A 16,603-nucleotide genomic window follows, 5' to 3' on the forward strand; every position below is an offset into this window, starting at 1 on the left:
GGCCGCGCAACAGGCGCCGTTATACGAGCAATCCGGTGACTTCATCGCTACCGGCTTTCGCTTCGAAGACGGCGCTTCGCTACCTCAGGTCAAGCTACATTACGTCACCCTCGGCGTACCCCACTGCGATGGCAACGGACACTTCACCAACGTTGTCTTGCTGCTGCACGGTACAACCGACACCGGCCGCGCGTTCCTCACGGCCGCCATGCGCCACGAACTGTTCGGCCCCGGCCAGCCGCTCGATGCCAGCCGTTATTTCATCATCATTCCGGACGGGCTTGGACGGGGCGGATCAAGCAAACCCAGCGACGGGCTGCGCGCGAAGTTCCCTCAGTACGGTTATAACGACGTCGTTCAGGCGCAGTACCTGCTCGTCGCGCAAGGACTCGGCATCGACCATGTGCGCCTGGTGCTCGGTACCTCGATGGGTGGCATGCAGACGTGGCTATGGGGCGAACGTTATCCGGACATGATGGACGGTCTTATGCCGATCGCGAGCCAACCGGTGGCGCTCACCGGACGCAACGGGTTCTGGCGGCAAATGATCATCGACGCTATCCGGCGGGACCCTGACTGGAACGACGGCAACTATTTGCGCCAGCCGATCCAGTGGTTGCGCGCCATGCCGGTCTTTACGCTGATCACGAAGAATCCCGCACGCATGCAGGCGTTATCGCCTACACCGGGTACCTCACGATGGTCCTACGATGCCGCCGTCTACAGCGGTCGCCAGTATGACGCCAACGACGTGATGTACTGGTTCGAGTCGTCGTGGGACTACAACCCCGAAGCGGCGCTTGGGGAAATCAAGGCGCCGCTCCTGGCCGTCAATTTCTCCGACGACCTGCTGAATCCGACCGATCTCGGCATCATGCAGCGTCTTGTTCCGCGCGTGCCGCATGGGCGTTTTGTCGAAATGCCGGAGAGCGAGCGTTCTTACGGGAACGAGACGATTGAGCATCCCGAGGTCTGGAAAAGCTATGTCGCGGAGTTTCTCCAGACCCTGCCGCCGCAGCCGCCGGCGCAATGAAGCCAAGGGCCTCTAGCCACCCATCATCTTCGTCTCTTGCGGACCGATCCAATCACGATCAAAGCGGCCCTCGGCAATGGAGCGTAACGCCGCAGCTTCCTTGTCCGCCTGCCGCTTCGCCCCTTCAATGACGGCCGCCACGTCCGTTGGCGCTATCGCGAGGACACCGTCTTCATCGCCTACAATAATGTCACCGGGCTGCACTACCATGCCGCCGACGGTGACCGGTACATTGACTTCGCCAGGTCCATTCTTGTAAGGGCCGCGATGTGTCGCGGCACGCGCATAGACCGGGAAGTCGTGCTCGCGAATGGCGCCCACGTCGCGGATTGCGCCGTCGATGACTAACCCCTGCACGCCAAGACTCTCGGCGTAGGTCGCCATGATTTCGCCCATCAGCGCCTGCGTAATATCACCGCCGCCGTCGATCACCAGCACGTCGCCGGGCCGGCAAAAATCGAATGCGCGATGAATGGCGAGGTTGTCCCCGGGGCGGGTGCGCACGGTCACCGCTGTCCCGGCCATGGGCTTGGGACGGTGATACGGCACGAGCCCGATCGTGCCACTGAGACGCGCCATGTTGTCGCTGAGCAGCGAGACGGCGAGGCCGCGCAGTGCTTCCAATGTATCGGGGCTGGCTTGTGTGGCTGACGCATGACGGCGCCATCCGGGTGAATTCGTCACGTTCATCTCCTTTAGGAAAGCTGATGATTAAGCTGGTTGTTGATTTGGTTCGATAACCGCCCATACACGGCACGCGCGTTGTCTTCGTAGATACGCTGGCGATCGGCCGGCGTGAGCCAGGGGATCGCATCGATATACCGGCGTGTATCGTCGTAGTAGTGACCCGTCTCGGGATCGATGCCCTGGACCGCACCGATCGTCTCCGATGCAAACAGGATGTTCTCGACCGGGATCACTTTCGCCAGCAGCTCGGTGCCGGGCTGGTGGTACACGCAGGTATCGAAGAACACGTTCTTGAGCAAATAATCCTTGAGCAGCGGCCGCTTCATGTCCTGAGCGAGTCCACGATAACGCCCCCAGTGGTATGGCACTGCGCCCCCGCCGTGGGGAATGATGAACCGCAGTTCGGGGAAGTCGGCGAACAAGTCCGCCGTGAGCAATTGCATGAACGCCGAGGTATCGCCGTTGATGTAATGCGCGCCGGTCGCATGAAAGTTGGGATTGCAGGACGACGACACGTGGATCATGGCCGGCACGTCAAGCTCGACCATCGTTTCGTAGAGCGGATACCACGAGCGGTCCGTCAGCGGCGGCCCGGTCCAGTAACCGCCTGATGGGTCCGGGTTGAGATTGCAGCCTATGAAACCAAGCTGCTCGACACAGCGTCGCAACTCGGGAATACAGTTCTCGGGTGACACGCCAGGCGCTTGCGGCAACTGGCAGACACCCACGAAGTTGCGCGGAAACATCTGGCAGACGCGATGAATCAGGTCATTGCTTTCCTGCGACCAGTGCGCGTTGGCATCGGCGCCGGCCAGGTGATGACCCATCCCTGCCGCCCGTGGCGAAAAGATCGTGAGATCCGTGCCGCGCTCTCGCTGGATGCGCAATTGCCCTGATTCAATGCTGTCGCGAATCTGATCATCTGTGATGACGGGACGTGGCGGGGGAGATGTACCGTCTTTGAGCGCGGCTATCTGGGCGGCGCGCCAGGCTTCATGCTCGCGCGGGGAGGTCGTGTAGTGACCGTGACAGTCGATGATCATTGCGAGTTTCCAGATCAAGGTTCAGTGAGGGTTCAGTGAAGGTGGCCGGCACGGGAGTCGCCGGCCGGCAGTGCGTCGATCTCGTCTTCCGAAGGCGTGACCCGCATGACCAGCGCGATGATGGTTGCTACCACCAGGAAAGCCGCGATCGTCAGGAGCGCGAACTTGAAGTTGCCCGTGGCGGCGCGTACGAGCCCGATGCTCCAGGGGCCGACGAGTCCGCCAAACTGGGCGACGGTATTGATGAGCGCGATGGTCGCGGCGCCGGCAGCGCCGGTCCTGAACGAAGACGCGAGGCTCCAGAACAGCGGGTTGCCGGCATAGATGAACAGCCCGGTTACGCACAGGAGCACATAGGCGATCACCGGATTCGGCGCATAGGCGCTGCCCGCAATAGCGAGCGCGCTCATTCCGTACACGAACGCGAGATGCTTCTTCCGGTCGCCTGTCCGGTCGGAACTGCGACTGATCACCAGCGTTCCGAGAACACCGAGAAGCGGCGGGGCGGCGGACAGGAAACCCACCTCCAGGTTGCTCAGGTTGCCGAGGCTCTTGACGATCTGCGGCAACCACAGGAACAGGCCGTACACACCCACGAGGGCGCAGCCGAATAAACAAGCAAGGCTCCATACCCGGATGTCGCTGGCTACGCGCAGCATCGGAAAATGTTTGTCGGCGCCCAGGGCCTCGCGTTCTTTCGCCAGCGTGGACTCGAGCCACTGCTTTTGCGCGTCGGTCAGCCACTCGGCGTCGGCGGGGCGCTCGGTCATCAAGCGCAGCGTCAGGAGGCCAAGGAGCATGGCCGGGACGCCTTCCATGATGAACATCCATTGCCATCCCTGCAGGCCCAGCGGTCCATTCGCGTAGGTCATCAGCGCCGTTGAGATCGGGCCCCCGAGCACGGCGGAAAACGAGCCCGCGATGATGTAACCCCCCACCGCACGCGCGCGATAACGCTGCGGGAACCACTTCGTCAGGTACACCGCCACGCCCGGAAGAAACCCGGCCTCCATCACGCCCAGCAGGAAGCGCAACACATAGAAGCTGTACTCGTTGAACACAAAGGCGGTCGCGGCGGCAACCGCTCCCCACGTCAGCAGGATGCGGGCAATCCAGCGCCGCGCGCCAACGCGATGCAGCAGCAGATTGCTGGGCACTTCAAGGAGCATGTAGCCGAAAAAGAAAATGCTGCCGGCGAAGCCGAACACGGCTGGGCTGAAGCCGAGCTGCTTGTTCATGTCGAGCGCGGCAAAGCCAATGTTTATCCGGTCGAGATAGTTGAAGAACATCATGGCGAAGAGCAACGGCATGAGGCGGCTGTAAACTCGGCGCATGGTGGTGCTTTCGATCGGATCGATCATCAATGTCTCCTGCTGTAGAGCGCCCGTAGGGTCGGACGTCGTTGTGGTTTGGTGTGACTACGGGGGCGCCACGATAATTCAGAAGCCCGATCAGCGGCCGGCGTTTACGCGTTCCGCCAGCCTTCAATCGGTCTCAGGCCGCAGCCGATGCAGCCGGTACACCGTCCGAAGGGCGCTTGAAAAGCCTGTGCGCTATCCGACGGGTTGTTGAGCATTGCTAACGGCATCGGCCAATGCCGATCGAATGGTGACAGGAAACTGTAAGCAAGGGGCAAGGAAGCGATGCCCGAAGGCCAACTGAAAATCGGTGGTAGACGTTATCCGAAAACCATTATTCCGACGTCCGGTGATCTCGCGCGATGCGGGTACCCACGGTTGATTTCATAGCGATCGCCCATGCCATGAACATAGGTGAGCGGTAGCGTAGGCGCCTCCTGCAACCCATGATTCGATGAGTCATGGTACGAAGCGCCGTGCCGTACGTCCAAGACCGTGTTTTTATCCTTTTATAATAATTTTCTTATAGTTCCGGCGCATCTTGCGGAAAGTCTTTCCCCGTAGGCGACAAACAGGTAAGAAAAGCGCGCAGATGAGGCGAGATGTCGTCGCTGCGAAAGCTTGCCGCCAGCGTCGTGGTCTGCGACGCCAGCGGACCACTCAGGCGCCGGTACACCACGTCGGAGCGTCCATGCCGCGCGACCGATTCACCCACGAACGTCACGCCCAACCCCGCTGCAACCAGCGCAATGGCTGTCTGGATCTCGTAAGCCCGATGCGCGATATGCGGCGTAATACCGGCATTGCGATAAAGCGATTCAACAAAATGCGAGAACTGTGCATTCGAGTGCTTTGGGTAAAGCACGAGAGGCGTGTCGGCAAGCTGCGTGATCCGTACTTTCTTCTCGCCCGCAAGCGGGTGGTCCGGCGGAAGTACCACCATCACGCGTTCGCGCAGCAGCGGCAACGTGGTGCATCCCGCTATGGGGGGAACCTGCCGGCCGATGCCGATATGAATGCGCGTCTCATGCAGTGCATCAGCTTGCTCTTCAGTGAGCATTTCGAAGAGCTTCAGCTCGACCTTGGGGTATTCCCGATGAAACGACTTCAGTGCAGGTGGCAATACGCTGTACATCGCCGATCGGGTGAAGCCGATACCTAGCCAGCCACGCATGCCCAGACCGATTTCTCGAGTGCCAAGCGCGGCCTGATCGAAGGAAGCGAGGATCTGGCGCGCCTCAATACACAGATAGCTGCCCGCCTCCGTGAGTCTTAGCGGCCGGCTGCCGCGGTCCACCAACTGCGTGCCCATGCGTGCTTCGAGTGCGCGGATCTGCTGGCTTAGCGCCGGCTGCGCGACGTGCAGCCGCTCCGCCGCGCGACTGAAGTTGAGTTCTTCCGCGAGGACGACAAAGGCTTGCAGGTGTCGGAGGTTCATTGTTGTGTGATTGAACGAGCAGGTGGTGGCGAAGGCCGTGCGTGACGAAGCAGTATCAGGCGTCAGGACCCGGCAGAGGTTATCAAAACCACGCGGTTCTATCCGTCTCCATGCCAACAGCACTGAACAGCCCACGAAACAGGCGCTTGATTTATTGACTACACAGTCATAAACTCAGCCCATGAGTTCTTATTCCAGTCCGAAAAAGACGGCTTCGGCCATGCAGCGCGGCAGACCGCGCGAGTTCGACGTGGCTTTAGTGTCCGAGGCAGCCGGTCGCGTGTTCTGGGCGCGCGGTTATCACTCGACCTCGCTGGACGATCTCACCGAGGCAACGGGTCTTCTACGCGGTAGTCTTTACGGCGCTTTTGGCGACAAGCGAGGCATGTTGCTGGCCGCGCTGGATTACTACGCTGAAGGCGCGGTAGCCAGATTGTCCGAGCGGCTGAATTCGGGCCTTCCACCTCACGACGCATTGCGTGAAGCGTTGCTTCACCATGCGCGGGTGGTGTCGGCTTTGACCGGCATACCCGGATGTTTCATTACGAATACTGCACTAGAGATGATCCCCGGCGATCCGGACGTGGCGTTGCGGATAGAGTCGATCATGCGGCGGATATCAACCTTGCTCGCGGCGGCCGTTATTCGCGGACAAGCGGCAGGGGTCTTCAATCCGGGGCTGAATGAAAAAGCCGTGGGTGACTTTCTGCTGTGCATGACACAGGGCCTGAGGGTTCTCGGCAAGGTCGTGCATGACGAGGAACGGTTGACTGCGGCCGTCGATGTCGCCATGCGTGCGTTGAGCTGATTTTTTTTGCCGATTTATTGACTATAAAGTCATAAATTCCGGATCTCGTTTCATGGATTGCGCCAACGGACTGCGCCTTTGGTGCAGGCGATTGCTGCCCATTTTTCCCACTATTTATTGACTATATAGTCATGAAATCAGATCAAATTTTGCAAGACCCATCTATCGGCATGCACTCGGCATCGACCCGGACCGGCGCGTTGGCTTTGCTCGTGCTGCTCACGGGCGCGTTCCTGTCACCGCTCGATTACTTCATCGTGAATCTTGCACTGCCGGCCATTCGCTCAGGGTTGCACGCGAGTTCGGCGGAGCTGCAACTGATCGTGTCCGTGTATTCGGCTGCGTTCGCTGTCTTTCTGGTGACGGGCGGACGGCTGGGCGACATGTTCGGACGCAAGCGGATATTCATGCTCGGCATGGCGGGTTTCGTGGTGTCCTCGGCGTTATGCGCGGGGGCGCCGGATGGCAGGGTGCTGGTGATTGGGCGAATGCTTCAGGGAGCGTCGGCGTCGGTGATGGTGCCGCAGATCCTTGCCACAATCCGGACGGTGTTCCCCAAGGAACAGCAGACGAAAGTCATGAGCCTGTACGGATTCATCTATGGCTTTGCGTCTGTCGTCGGGCAGATAGGCGGCGGGGCGCTGATCACGCTGCGTCCGTTCGGTCTGGGCTGGCAATCAATCTTCCTGATCAACCTGCCGGTCGGATTGCTGGCTTTAATCGGCGCATGGCGCTTCGTGCCGGAAAATCGTCCGGCACGAAGCGCGGGTATCGATGCAATGGGACTAGTGCTTTTGTCCGTGTTCATGGGCCTGGTCATTTACCCATTGACGCAGGGCCGCGAGGCAGGATGGCCGGCGTGGACGCTCATTGCATTAGTGGCGAGCGTGCCGGTGCTAGCGGTGTTCCTGTTGCTGGAATATCGGTTGAAACTGAAAGGCGGAGACCCGCTTGTTGACCTTGAACTCTTCAGGAATCCTGTTTTTTCAATCGGATTGATACTGGCCTTTTGCTTCTATTGTGACAGCGTTTTTTTCCTGACTTACGGTATCTATCTGCAGAATGGTTTGCGTTTTTCGCCGCTTGCCGCGGGCATCGCCATTTTTCCATTCGGCGCCGGCTCTATTCTTGGGCCCTTGTTGTCACCGCTGCTCGTGCGACGAGTTGGCAACCGTATCCTTGTCATTGGCTTTGCATTGCTCGCTGTCGGATTTTCGACGTCCGGGGGCGCGCTGTTTCTCGGGGTTGAACCGGGGCCGCTGTTTTATGCCGGGCTACTGCTTGCCGGGATGGGGCATGGCATTGTGCTGCCGTCGGTGGTGCGGATCGTGATCGGGGAAGTTGGCCCGGCGCAGGCGGGGCTTGCATCGAGTGTGGTCACGTCCATGTTGCAGATCGGGTCGGCATTCGGCGCGACTGCTATCAGCGGGGCTTTCTTTTCGGTGTTGTCCGCGGGGACATCGGCTGTGGACTATGCGCACGCTTATCAGGTGAGCATTGCGATTGTGTCGGCGCTGTTTGTCGGCTGTGTCGGGCTTTCGATGGTACTGGCGAAGACGCGAGCGAAACCCGCTTGAGAGTGAAGAGCTCTGGCCGCAAAAAGCCGCGCCACTAAAGAACATTCAGCATCGCCAATGCGGTCTCCTGCAAGTGGTGCACTACCCGATTAATTGCCGCCTCCGTGGTCTCCCTGCCCATCGGCATGTTCGTGCTGAGCGCGGCGACAACCTCACCATGCCGGTCCTTCATGGGCACCGCAATACCTCGCACGCCCACCTGCAATTGTTGTTCGATGACGGCAAATCCATCAGCCCGGGCTTGCCGGATTTTCTCCGCAAGACGCGCCGTGTTCGTCAGCGTATGAGGCGTAAACGGCGTCAGCACGGTCGTGTTCAACCACTCATGAACGGCTTCCTCGTCGGGCTTGTACGCGAGGAGCACGACTCCCGGAGAAGTCAGTGGCGCAGGGACCCGGGCACCCAGGACGAACCCCGTGGTCATGACTCGCGAGGTCCCGTTGCGTGCAATGAAGACCAGCTCCCATTCATCGAGCACACTGATATAAACCGACTCGTTGAGTGTCGCACTCAGTTGTTGCAGATACGGCTGCACCAGTTTCGGCAAGCGTGCGGAATCGAAATACGACCAGCCAACGCGTAGTACGCGCGGTGTTAGTCCAAACAATTTGCCATCGCTTTCAACATAACCAAGACTCTCCAGCGTCAGCAAATGCCGGCGCGCCGCGGTCCGGGTCATGCCCGTACGAGCACCTGCTTGCGTGGGGGTCATGCGGGCGTGCTCGCTGTCGAATGCCTCGAGCACCGCCAGGCCTTTCTCAAGTCCGGCGATCCAGTCGCGCTTGTCTAATGGCGGTCGCTTGGTCATAAGCATTAACCCTCGTTCCGTGCGATCAGTGGTGACGTGTGAGCGATTATCGCGCAGATTCCGGAAACATTGCTTCGTGTTGGCAAGAGCAATCCTTATCCTTTGTTCCACTCGCTTATGGAACGAAGGGGCCCATCATGAGAATCACTGGCACGACCCGGATTTTTTATTGCATCGCCGACCCAGTGGATCAGGTGCGTGCGCCGGAGGTCTTTAACGCGGTGTTTTCGAGGCATGAAGTCGACGCCGTGATGGTGCCGCTGCGCGTCACCGCTGGCCATCTTGCGGCTACGTTGCGTTGCCTGCTTGCCTCACCCACAGTCGGTGGCGTGTCGCTCTCCATTCCGCACAAAGTGGCAGCGGCGGCGACGGTGGACCGCTGTTCGCGCGCTGCGCTGGCCGCGAATGCGGTCAATGCGGTCCGGCGCAATCCGGATGGCGAACTCGAAGGGGACCTGTTCGATGGCGTGGGTTTTCTCCGCTTGATGGACCGCGCAGGACTGGCTTACGCGGGCCGCCGGGTCCTCATGCTGGGCGCTGGCGGTGCGGCATCGGCGGTGGCGACTGCGCTCGCAGCAGCCGGTGTGGCCGAGCTCGCGCTCTTCGACCCTGACCACGGTAAAGCGCAGCATCTAGCCGCCGTGCTGAGGCGCGATTTCTACATCGAGGCTAGCGATGTGCCGACTAATGATCCGCGCGATTACGACGTGGTCATCAATGCGTCCCCACTCGGTTTGAAGGATAGCGATCCCCTTCCCGTGGATGTCGACGCGATTCGAGCAGACGCGGCCGTATGCGACATCCTGATGAAAAACCAGCCCACGCCGTTGTTGCGAGCGGCTCGCTCACGGGGGCTGATTGCAGAACCCGGCTTCGATATGCTGATTCAGCAAACGCCGCTTTATCTCGAGTTTTTCGGTTATCCGGAGCTCGCCAGGTCCGTGCGTTCGGACGATGGATATCTGCTCGACCTGATCACCCCGGACGCGCTGCGTCGCCGCTCAGGCCCCGCGGTACACCCGCAAGCCAGCGACATCCCGGCCTAGTGCTAACCCCGAAAACGATCGCTAATCGCACATTGACGTTCGATAATCGTTTTCATTTTCGCGGCAAGCATTGATCGGGCGACGCCCGCGCCCTATGCTCCATTCACCGCAACGCACCACGAGCTTTTGCCTGCCGGACACGTCCTGCAACCCAATATCAATACACATAGAGACAACGTAATGACTATCGCTATCCAGCCTTCAGACGTTGCAACCGTCGACCGGGATAAGAGCCGGGCACGCAAGGCGGCGCTTGGCAGTTTTGTCGGTGCAGTGGTCGACTGGTATGACTTCCTGCTCTACGGCATCATTGCCGCGATCGTTTTCAACACCGAGTTTTTCCCGAAAGTCAGCCCTGCAATGGGTACCCTCGCAGCGTTCGGGACCTTCGGCGTAGGCTTTTTGTTTCGCCCGCTGGGTGGCTTTGTGTTCGGCCACTATGGCGACCGGCTGGGCCGCAAGCGCATGCTTGTGCTGACCGTGATGATGATGGGTCTCTCAACCGCGATGATTGGCTTGCTGCCCACGTTCGCGACCATCGGGTGGTGGGCGCCGGTCCTGCTCATTGCCTTGCGCGCCATCCAGGGCTTCGCGGTCGGCGGCGAGTGGGGCGGTGCGGCGCTGATGGCAGTGGAAAGCGCGCCGGGCAAAAAGAAGGCGTTCTACAGCAGCGGCGTGCAGGTCGGTTACGGCGTGGGACTGGTGCTCGCAACCGGCATTGTCTCGATCCTCAGCCAGACCATGGACGACGCCACCTTCAAGACCTGGGGCTGGCGCATCCCGTTCGTGTTCAGCGTCGTGCTGGTCCTTATCGGCCTGTGGGTACGGTCGAGCATGGAGGAGTCGCAAGAGTTCGTAAAGAAGGTGATAGAGAAGGGCCAGCGCACCGGGCGCCTGCCGATCTTTGAAGCGTTGCGCCAGCATCCGAAAGCATTCTTGCTGATCATCGCGCTGCGCCTCGCCGAGCTCTTCACGATGTACATCGTCACCGCATTTGCACTCAGCTATTCAACGACCAATCTCGGCATGCCGCGCCAGTTCTTCCTGAACATCGGCTTGCTTGTAGGGGCGCTCAGCATCCTGACCATTCCGTGTTTCGCGATTCTCGCCGACCGTTTTGGACGCCGTCGTATCTACATGATCGGCGCCGTGGTCGGCATGCTTAGCGCCATTCCGTTCTTCCTCGCACTCGACGCCCGCTCGACCGTCTGGATCGTGATCTTCTCGGTGATGCTGGCGAACATCGCGCACGACATGGTGGTGAGCGTCCAGCAGCCGATGTTCACCGAACTGTTCGGCACCGAGTATCGATACAGCGGCGCGGGCGTGGGTTATCAGGTGGCGAGCGTGGTCGGCGGCGGTTTCACGCCGTTCATCGCCGTGGCGCTGGTGAGCTTCGCGGGTGGTTCGTGGCATCCGGTAGCAGCTTACCTGGCTATTGGCTGCCTGATTTCCGTGCTGGTTGCCGGCGGCATGAAGCGGACGTGAGCACAAGGCGCCGGGTTCTCCGTATGGACGCGCATCCCCTTATTCAATGGAAAGAAAATCATGACTGATCCCTGCATCATCTCGGTTGCAATCACGGGCTCCGTGCCGCGCAAGAAGGATAATCCGGCGGTGCCTATTTCGATCAGCGAGCAGGTCGAGAGCACTCACGCGGCGTACGAAGCGGGCGCATCGCTTGTGCATCTGCATGTGCGCGACGAGCAGGAGAATTCGAGCTCGGACCGCTCGCGTTTCGAAGCGCTTCAGGACGGCATCCGGCAACATTGCCCGGACATCATCATCCAGTTCTCGACGGGTGGGCGCGGGCGCTCTTTCGAGCAGCGCGGCGCAATGCTCGACTTGGCGCCGGACATGGCTTCGCTCGCTACGGGATCGGTCAACTTTCCGACCACGGTCTACGAGAACCCGCCGGACTTCGTACGCTCGCTTGCGAAATCGATGCTCGATCACGGCGTCAAACCCGAGATAGAAATCTTCGATCTCGCCATGCTCTACAGCACCGTCGATCTGGTCGCGCAGGGGCTGCTGGCGTCTCCGGTTCATGTCCAGTTCGTGATGGGTGTGAAGAACGCATTACCCGCCAAGCGCGAAATCCTCGCGTTTGAAGTCGAGCGGCTGCATGCTGAGCTACCCGATGCAACCTGGACTGCCGCGGGCATCGGCCGGCATCAGCTTGAAGTGAACCACTGGACGCTTGAACTGGGCGGTCATTGCCGTACCGGTCTTGAAGACAACATTCGCTGGGACAAGGACACGCTTGCCACGAGCAACGCGCAACTGGTGAGCCGCGTGGCTGCGCTGTGCGGTGAGTATGGTCGTCCGGTTGCAACTGCGGCACAGGCGCGGGAAATGCTGCATTTACCGGCGCTTTAGTCTCTCGCCGGCAACCGATATAGCGACAGGAATACGGCGGTGCCTCGCATGTTAGCGGTGGCCTGCCTGTTGAAAGAGAACTTACGATGCTACGTTCAATTGCCACCGTCTCAATCAGCGGTACGCTGGTCGAGAAGCTCAAGGCCATCAGCCGCGCCGGGTTCGACGGCGTGGAAATTTTCGAAAACGACTTACTGTATTTCGATGGCTCACCCGCCGATGTCAGGCGCATCTGTGCGGACCTCGGCTTGCAGATCATGCTGTTCCAGCCCTTCCGCGACTTCGAGGGGGTATCGCCTGCGCGACTGGTCCGCAACCTTGAACGCGCGCGGCGCAAGTTCGAACTGATGCATGAACTCGGCACGGATCGCGTGCTGGTGTGCAGCAATGCATCGGCGGATTCGATGGGTGGTGATGCACTGATCGTCGATCAGCTCGGTCAGTTCGCCGACCTCGCGCGCTCGGAAGGCGTGATGGCGGGCTACGAGGCGCTCGCCTGGGGGCGGCACGTCAACTCGTACAAACATGCGTGGCAGCTAGTCGACACGCTCGATCATCCGAACCTCGGTTTGATTCTTGACAGCTTTCATACGCTTTCCATCGGCGATTCTGTCGATGAGATCGCTCGCATTCCAGCAGACCGGATCGCGTTCGTGCAGATCGCGGACGCGCCGAAGATGGCAATGAGTGTGCTCGAATGGAGCCGGCATTACCGTTGTTTCCCGGGGCAAGGCGATCTCGACGTAGCTGGTTTCACGCGTCAGGTGCTGGCATCGGGATACGCTGGGCCGCTGTCATTGGAGATTTTCAACGACGGCTTCCGCGCGGCGCCGAACGCAGCGACGGCGGTCGATGGTTATCGGTCGTTGCTATTTTTGGAAGAGCAATGCGCCGGCGCTTTGAGGGCTACGTCTGATGAGACATTGTTCCATCCGCCCGCTGCGCCCGCGCACACTGGTTTTCAGTTCCTCGAATTCGCTGTCGATCCAGCCAGTGGTTCAACGCTTGCCCAATGGCTCGAGCGTTTGGGATTTCGTGCGGCTGGCCGGCATCGTTCAAAGGATGTCACGCTGTACGCCCAGGGCGACGCGTGCATTCTGCTGAACGGTGAAACAGATTCCTTCGCGAGCGCGTTTCACCAGGCACATGGCTTGTCGGTGTGCGCGTCGGCGTATCGTGTTGATAACGCCGCCCAAGCCTTCGAGCGCGCGGCCGCTTTTGGCTATGCGCCTTTTTCGGGCAAGGTGGGTCCCAACGAGCGCGTGGTGCCGGGCGTGCAGGCACCCGACAACAGCTTGCAGTATTTCGTCGACGAGGCGCCGGGCGAGCCCACGCTCTACGAAACCGACTTCAACCTGACCGATACCGGCAAGCAGGACCGAGCCGATACCCTTCGCTGTATTGACCACGTGTGCCTGAACCTGCCCGCCGATACTTTAGATACGTGGGTGCTTTTCTTCAAGGCAACGTTTGGTTTCGATGCCGAGCCGTCGGTCCTGTTACCGGACCCCTACGGGCTCGTGAGAAGCCGCGCAGTGCGCAGCCGGGACGGTTCCGTGCGGATCGTGCTCAACGCGTCGGCGGACCGGCATACGGCCGTTGTGGAGTCGCTATCGACCTATCGCGGTTCCGGGCTGAATCACGTTGCATTTGCGACCGGCGACATTTTCGCGGCCGTCGCGGAACTGCGCGAGCGGGGTGTGCCGCTCCTGCATATTCCGCGCAACTATTACGACGATCTCGAGGCGCGCTACGATTTCGAGCTGGCCCAGATCGCACACATGCGTGAAGGCGGCATCCTGTATGACCGCGACAACGCGGGCGGCGAGTTTTTCCAGGTTTATACGGAGCAATTCGCGGAGCGGTTTTTCCTGGAGGTCGTGCAACGCAAGGGCGGCTACGACGGTTATGGTGCGGTGAACGCGCCGGTTCGTCTCGCGGCCCATGCCCAGCGACGCCATCAAGAGCAGTGATGGGGCGACGTGACCGAGCCGGCGGTCTGCTGGCATGAGAAAAGTGCTGGACAGTTTGACGCTTTGATACCAGAGACGATAATCTGTCTCGGCGTCAGCGCAGATGGCCCGCCAAGCGGGCTGTGAAGACTGACGCAAGGGTGCACAGACAGAGACGGACCGGACTTTCTCAGAGGTGATTTCGATGACCAACGATGCTTCCCTGCCTGGCGCTGCCTCGGCGCAATCCCTGCAGGACAGCGACAATCCGCTGGGCGTCGCCGGGCTTGAATTCGTGGAATTTTCGAGCCCGGACCCGGCGCGGTTGCGGACGCTTTTCGAGCAGCTTGGCTTTACGCAAGTGGCGCGCCATGTCAGCAAGGACGTCACCCTGTTTCGTCAGGGCAGCATGAATTTCCTTATCAACGCCGACGACGATTCGTTTGCGGCGCGGTTCGCGGTAAATCATGGGGTGGGCATCTGCGCGATCGGGCTAAGAGTGTTCGATGCTGAGACTTCGCACGAGCGTGCCGTCGAATTCGGGGCGTGGGATTTCGAGGGCGAGCGTATCGGGCCGAACGAATTGTTGATACCCGCGATCCAGGGCATTGGAGATTCACATATTTACTTTGTGGACCATTGGGAAGGCCGGAAAGAGCCAAGCGACAAGGCACGGTCAATTTACGATATTGATTTCGCCTGGCTCGACCCGCAGGAAACGCGTGCGGCGCTCCATTCCAACGATGCGGGTTTGAGCAAGGTCGACCATTTCACGCAGACGGTGGGTGCGGGGCGGCTGGCGGACTGGCTCGAGTTTTATCTGCAGGTCCTTCATTTCAAGGAGATCCATGCAGTGCATCCGGACTGGAAGGTGGCGCAGGATCTGCCGGTGATCGTGTCGCCTTGCCAGACGTTGAGCATTCCTGTTTATGAGGAAGGGACGTACCGCACGAGCCTGATGCAGGACTATCTGCCCGATCACACGGGTGAGGGGGTCCAGCATATAGCGCTGGTCGCGAAGAATATTTTTTCATCTGTAGATACCCTGCGGTCGCGAGGCATTCGTTTCGTGCAGCCGCCGGCACGGTATTACGAGCAACTCGATGAACGTTTACCCGGGCATGGACTGGACGTTGAAGCGCTTCGTTCGAGGGGCATCCTGGTGGATGGGACGATTGCCGCAGACGGGACCGCGCGGCTCTTCCTGCAGACCTTTATTCAACGCGATCGCGGCGATATGTTTTTCGAAATCGTTGAGAGGCGTGGCGATCACGGGTTCGGGGAAGGGAATTTGATTGCTCTTGGCAAGGCGCGGGAGGCTTGAGTATTGCTCCCGCTGGCGGCATGACCCCTCATAACCACTTGGAAGCGCGAGCGACAAACCCCGGTCCTATTGCGACCGAAACTTGCCCCTCGACGTCCTTATCAACTCAAGCACCGCATGCAAGATCGGCGAGTTATCTCCCCGCCGATACAAACAGCTCAGTTCGATATTGCGAAGCTGCCTGGACCTGAGCGGTCGATAAACCACTCCCGGCAAGCGTAGGTTCGCCGCGGATTCAGTCGTGACGCAGACACCAAAGCGGCTCGCGACCAGCGCAATACACGTCACCACGTCCTCGACTTCCTGCTCCACCCGTAACCGCACGCCTTCTGCCCGGAACGCCGCGGTGACTTCCTGTGCAAGTCCATGCACCGGCGCGTTCGGATAAAGAATCATCCGTTCATTGTCCAGGTCGCGAAGCGTGATTGACTTCTTCACGCATAGCGGATGACCTTCATAAAGCGCGACCAGGAACGGCTCACGTTGAACCCATTCCACTGCTATATCCGCTTCATCGGGTACCAGCCGGTTAAACCCGATCGTGATACGGCGCTCGCGCAAGGCCGCGATCTGATCGGCCTTCGACATGTTGTGCAAGCCAATCTTTACATCGGGCCGATCGGTATGAAACTGCGCAAGCAGACGCGGAATCACGTTCAAAATGCCCGAACTGAAAATGCCGACATCCAGCCGGCCGACATATCCCCGACCCGCGAGCTGGGCCTGCTCCTCCGCACGGCGAGCCAGCGCAAGAACGTTCGGCACCTCGTCAAGCAACGCCTGACCCGCTTGCGTCAGCTCCGCCCCCTTCGGTGTGCGCACGAATAATGGCGCGCCCAGTTCCTCCTCCAACGCGCGGATGCTGCGCGTAAGCGGTGGCTGCGCCATGTGCAGGCGTTCGGCGGCGCGTCCGAAATTCAACTCCTCGGCGAGTGCCAGAAACTGCCTCATCTGCTTCAAATCCATTGCCGCTCCCACGTTCAAACTCAATACCGGAATGGTATCGGAATTCGAAAAAATGGTATTGGACGATATTCCTCCTGATCGCGCATGATTCGCGAAACAGCAAGCGCGATGCGCTCAACATGCATCGCGCACAGTGGAGACAAGCGATGATCATCACCCGTCAGGAAGACGTCACGCGGGCCGT

Annotated in this window: 14 protein-coding genes; 8 read left to right on the forward strand and 6 right to left on the reverse strand. The window is 60.0% G+C overall.

All coding sequences use genetic code 11. From position 1 onward, the window contains the following. Positions 1 to 1,033, forward strand: a 1,033-nt coding sequence (locus JWR14_RS11215; RefSeq protein ID WP_299705933.1) for an alpha/beta fold hydrolase, incomplete at its 5' end; no start/stop codon positions are given. A gap of 12 nt (positions 1,034 to 1,045) precedes the next feature. Here the strand turns inward: JWR14_RS11215 and JWR14_RS11220 are convergent. The 4 genes from JWR14_RS11220 to JWR14_RS11235 form a co-directional block, all read right to left on the reverse strand. Beyond that, the gene (locus JWR14_RS11220) at positions 1,046 to 1,717 is read right to left on the reverse strand and encodes an RraA family protein (RefSeq protein WP_299705936.1); all 672 of its coding nucleotides are present in this window, start codon (positions 1,715 to 1,717) and stop codon (positions 1,046 to 1,048) included. A gap of 11 nt (positions 1,718 to 1,728) precedes the next feature. Beyond that, positions 1,729 to 2,763 (reverse strand): amidohydrolase family protein, encoded by a 1,035-nt coding sequence (locus JWR14_RS11225; RefSeq protein ID WP_299705939.1) that lies wholly within the window; start codon positions 2,761 to 2,763, stop codon positions 1,729 to 1,731. A gap of 32 nt (positions 2,764 to 2,795) precedes the next feature. Beyond that, a complete protein-coding gene (locus JWR14_RS11230) occupies positions 2,796 to 4,124 on the reverse strand; it encodes an MFS transporter (RefSeq protein WP_299705942.1) in 1,329 nt (442 codons plus the stop codon). A gap of 520 nt (positions 4,125 to 4,644) precedes the next feature. Further along, on the reverse strand, positions 4,645 to 5,559 hold the full coding sequence (locus tag JWR14_RS11235; protein ID WP_299705945.1) for a LysR family transcriptional regulator: 915 nt from the start codon (positions 5,557 to 5,559) through the stop codon (positions 4,645 to 4,647). Positions 5,560 to 5,740: 181 nt separating this feature from the next. Between JWR14_RS11235 and JWR14_RS11240 the strand changes: the two genes are divergently transcribed. Together JWR14_RS11240 and JWR14_RS11245 are read left to right on the forward strand one after the other, a co-directional pair. Further along, on the forward strand, positions 5,741 to 6,367 hold the full coding sequence (locus JWR14_RS11240; RefSeq protein ID WP_299705948.1) for a TetR/AcrR family transcriptional regulator: 627 nt from the start codon (positions 5,741 to 5,743) through the stop codon (positions 6,365 to 6,367). A gap of 131 nt (positions 6,368 to 6,498) precedes the next feature. Next, on the forward strand, positions 6,499 to 7,944 hold the full coding sequence (locus JWR14_RS11245) for an MFS transporter (RefSeq protein ID WP_299705951.1): 1,446 nt from the start codon (positions 6,499 to 6,501) through the stop codon (positions 7,942 to 7,944). Positions 7,945 to 7,978: 34 nt separating this feature from the next. Here the strand turns inward: JWR14_RS11245 and JWR14_RS11250 are convergent, their stop codons facing one another. Beyond that, a complete protein-coding gene (locus JWR14_RS11250) occupies positions 7,979 to 8,752 on the reverse strand; it encodes an IclR family transcriptional regulator C-terminal domain-containing protein (protein ID WP_299705954.1) in 774 nt (257 codons plus the stop codon). Positions 8,753 to 8,889: 137 nt separating this feature from the next. On the opposite strand from JWR14_RS11250, the gene JWR14_RS11255 reads away from it, so the two are divergent. The 5 genes from JWR14_RS11255 (at position 8,890) to JWR14_RS11275 (ending at position 15,453) form a co-directional block, all read left to right on the forward strand. Beyond that, positions 8,890 to 9,798 carry a shikimate dehydrogenase gene (locus tag JWR14_RS11255; protein WP_299705957.1) on the forward strand — a complete coding sequence of 303 codons (909 nt, stop codon included), beginning with the start codon at positions 8,890 to 8,892 and terminating at the stop codon, positions 9,796 to 9,798. A gap of 180 nt (positions 9,799 to 9,978) precedes the next feature. Continuing rightward, entirely contained in the window at positions 9,979 to 11,286 is a 1,308-nt protein-coding gene (shiA, locus tag JWR14_RS11260) for a shikimate transporter (protein ID WP_299705960.1), read from the forward strand. 60 nt (positions 11,287 to 11,346) lie between these two features. Continuing rightward, the gene (locus tag JWR14_RS11265) at positions 11,347 to 12,177 is read left to right on the forward strand and encodes a 3-keto-5-aminohexanoate cleavage protein (RefSeq protein WP_299705963.1); all 831 of its coding nucleotides are present in this window, start codon (positions 11,347 to 11,349) and stop codon (positions 12,175 to 12,177) included. 86 nt (positions 12,178 to 12,263) lie between these two features. Then, positions 12,264 to 14,150 carry a sugar phosphate isomerase/epimerase and 4-hydroxyphenylpyruvate domain-containing protein gene (locus JWR14_RS11270; RefSeq protein ID WP_299705966.1) on the forward strand — a complete coding sequence of 629 codons (1,887 nt, stop codon included), beginning with the start codon at positions 12,264 to 12,266 and terminating at the stop codon, positions 14,148 to 14,150. Positions 14,151 to 14,334: 184 nt separating this feature from the next. Continuing rightward, positions 14,335 to 15,453, forward strand: a complete 1,119-nt coding sequence (locus tag JWR14_RS11275) for a VOC family protein (RefSeq protein ID WP_299705969.1) — start codon at positions 14,335 to 14,337, stop codon at positions 15,451 to 15,453. A gap of 66 nt (positions 15,454 to 15,519) precedes the next feature. Here the strand turns inward: JWR14_RS11275 and JWR14_RS11280 are convergent, their stop codons facing one another. Next, entirely contained in the window at positions 15,520 to 16,419 is a 900-nt protein-coding gene (locus JWR14_RS11280) for a LysR substrate-binding domain-containing protein (protein ID WP_299705972.1), read from the reverse strand. Between the last annotated feature and the right edge of the window lie 184 nt (positions 16,420 to 16,603).

It is taken from the genome of Caballeronia sp. (assembly GCF_028292365.1).
In the GTDB taxonomy this organism is placed as follows: Bacteria; Pseudomonadota; Gammaproteobacteria; order Burkholderiales; family Burkholderiaceae; genus Caballeronia.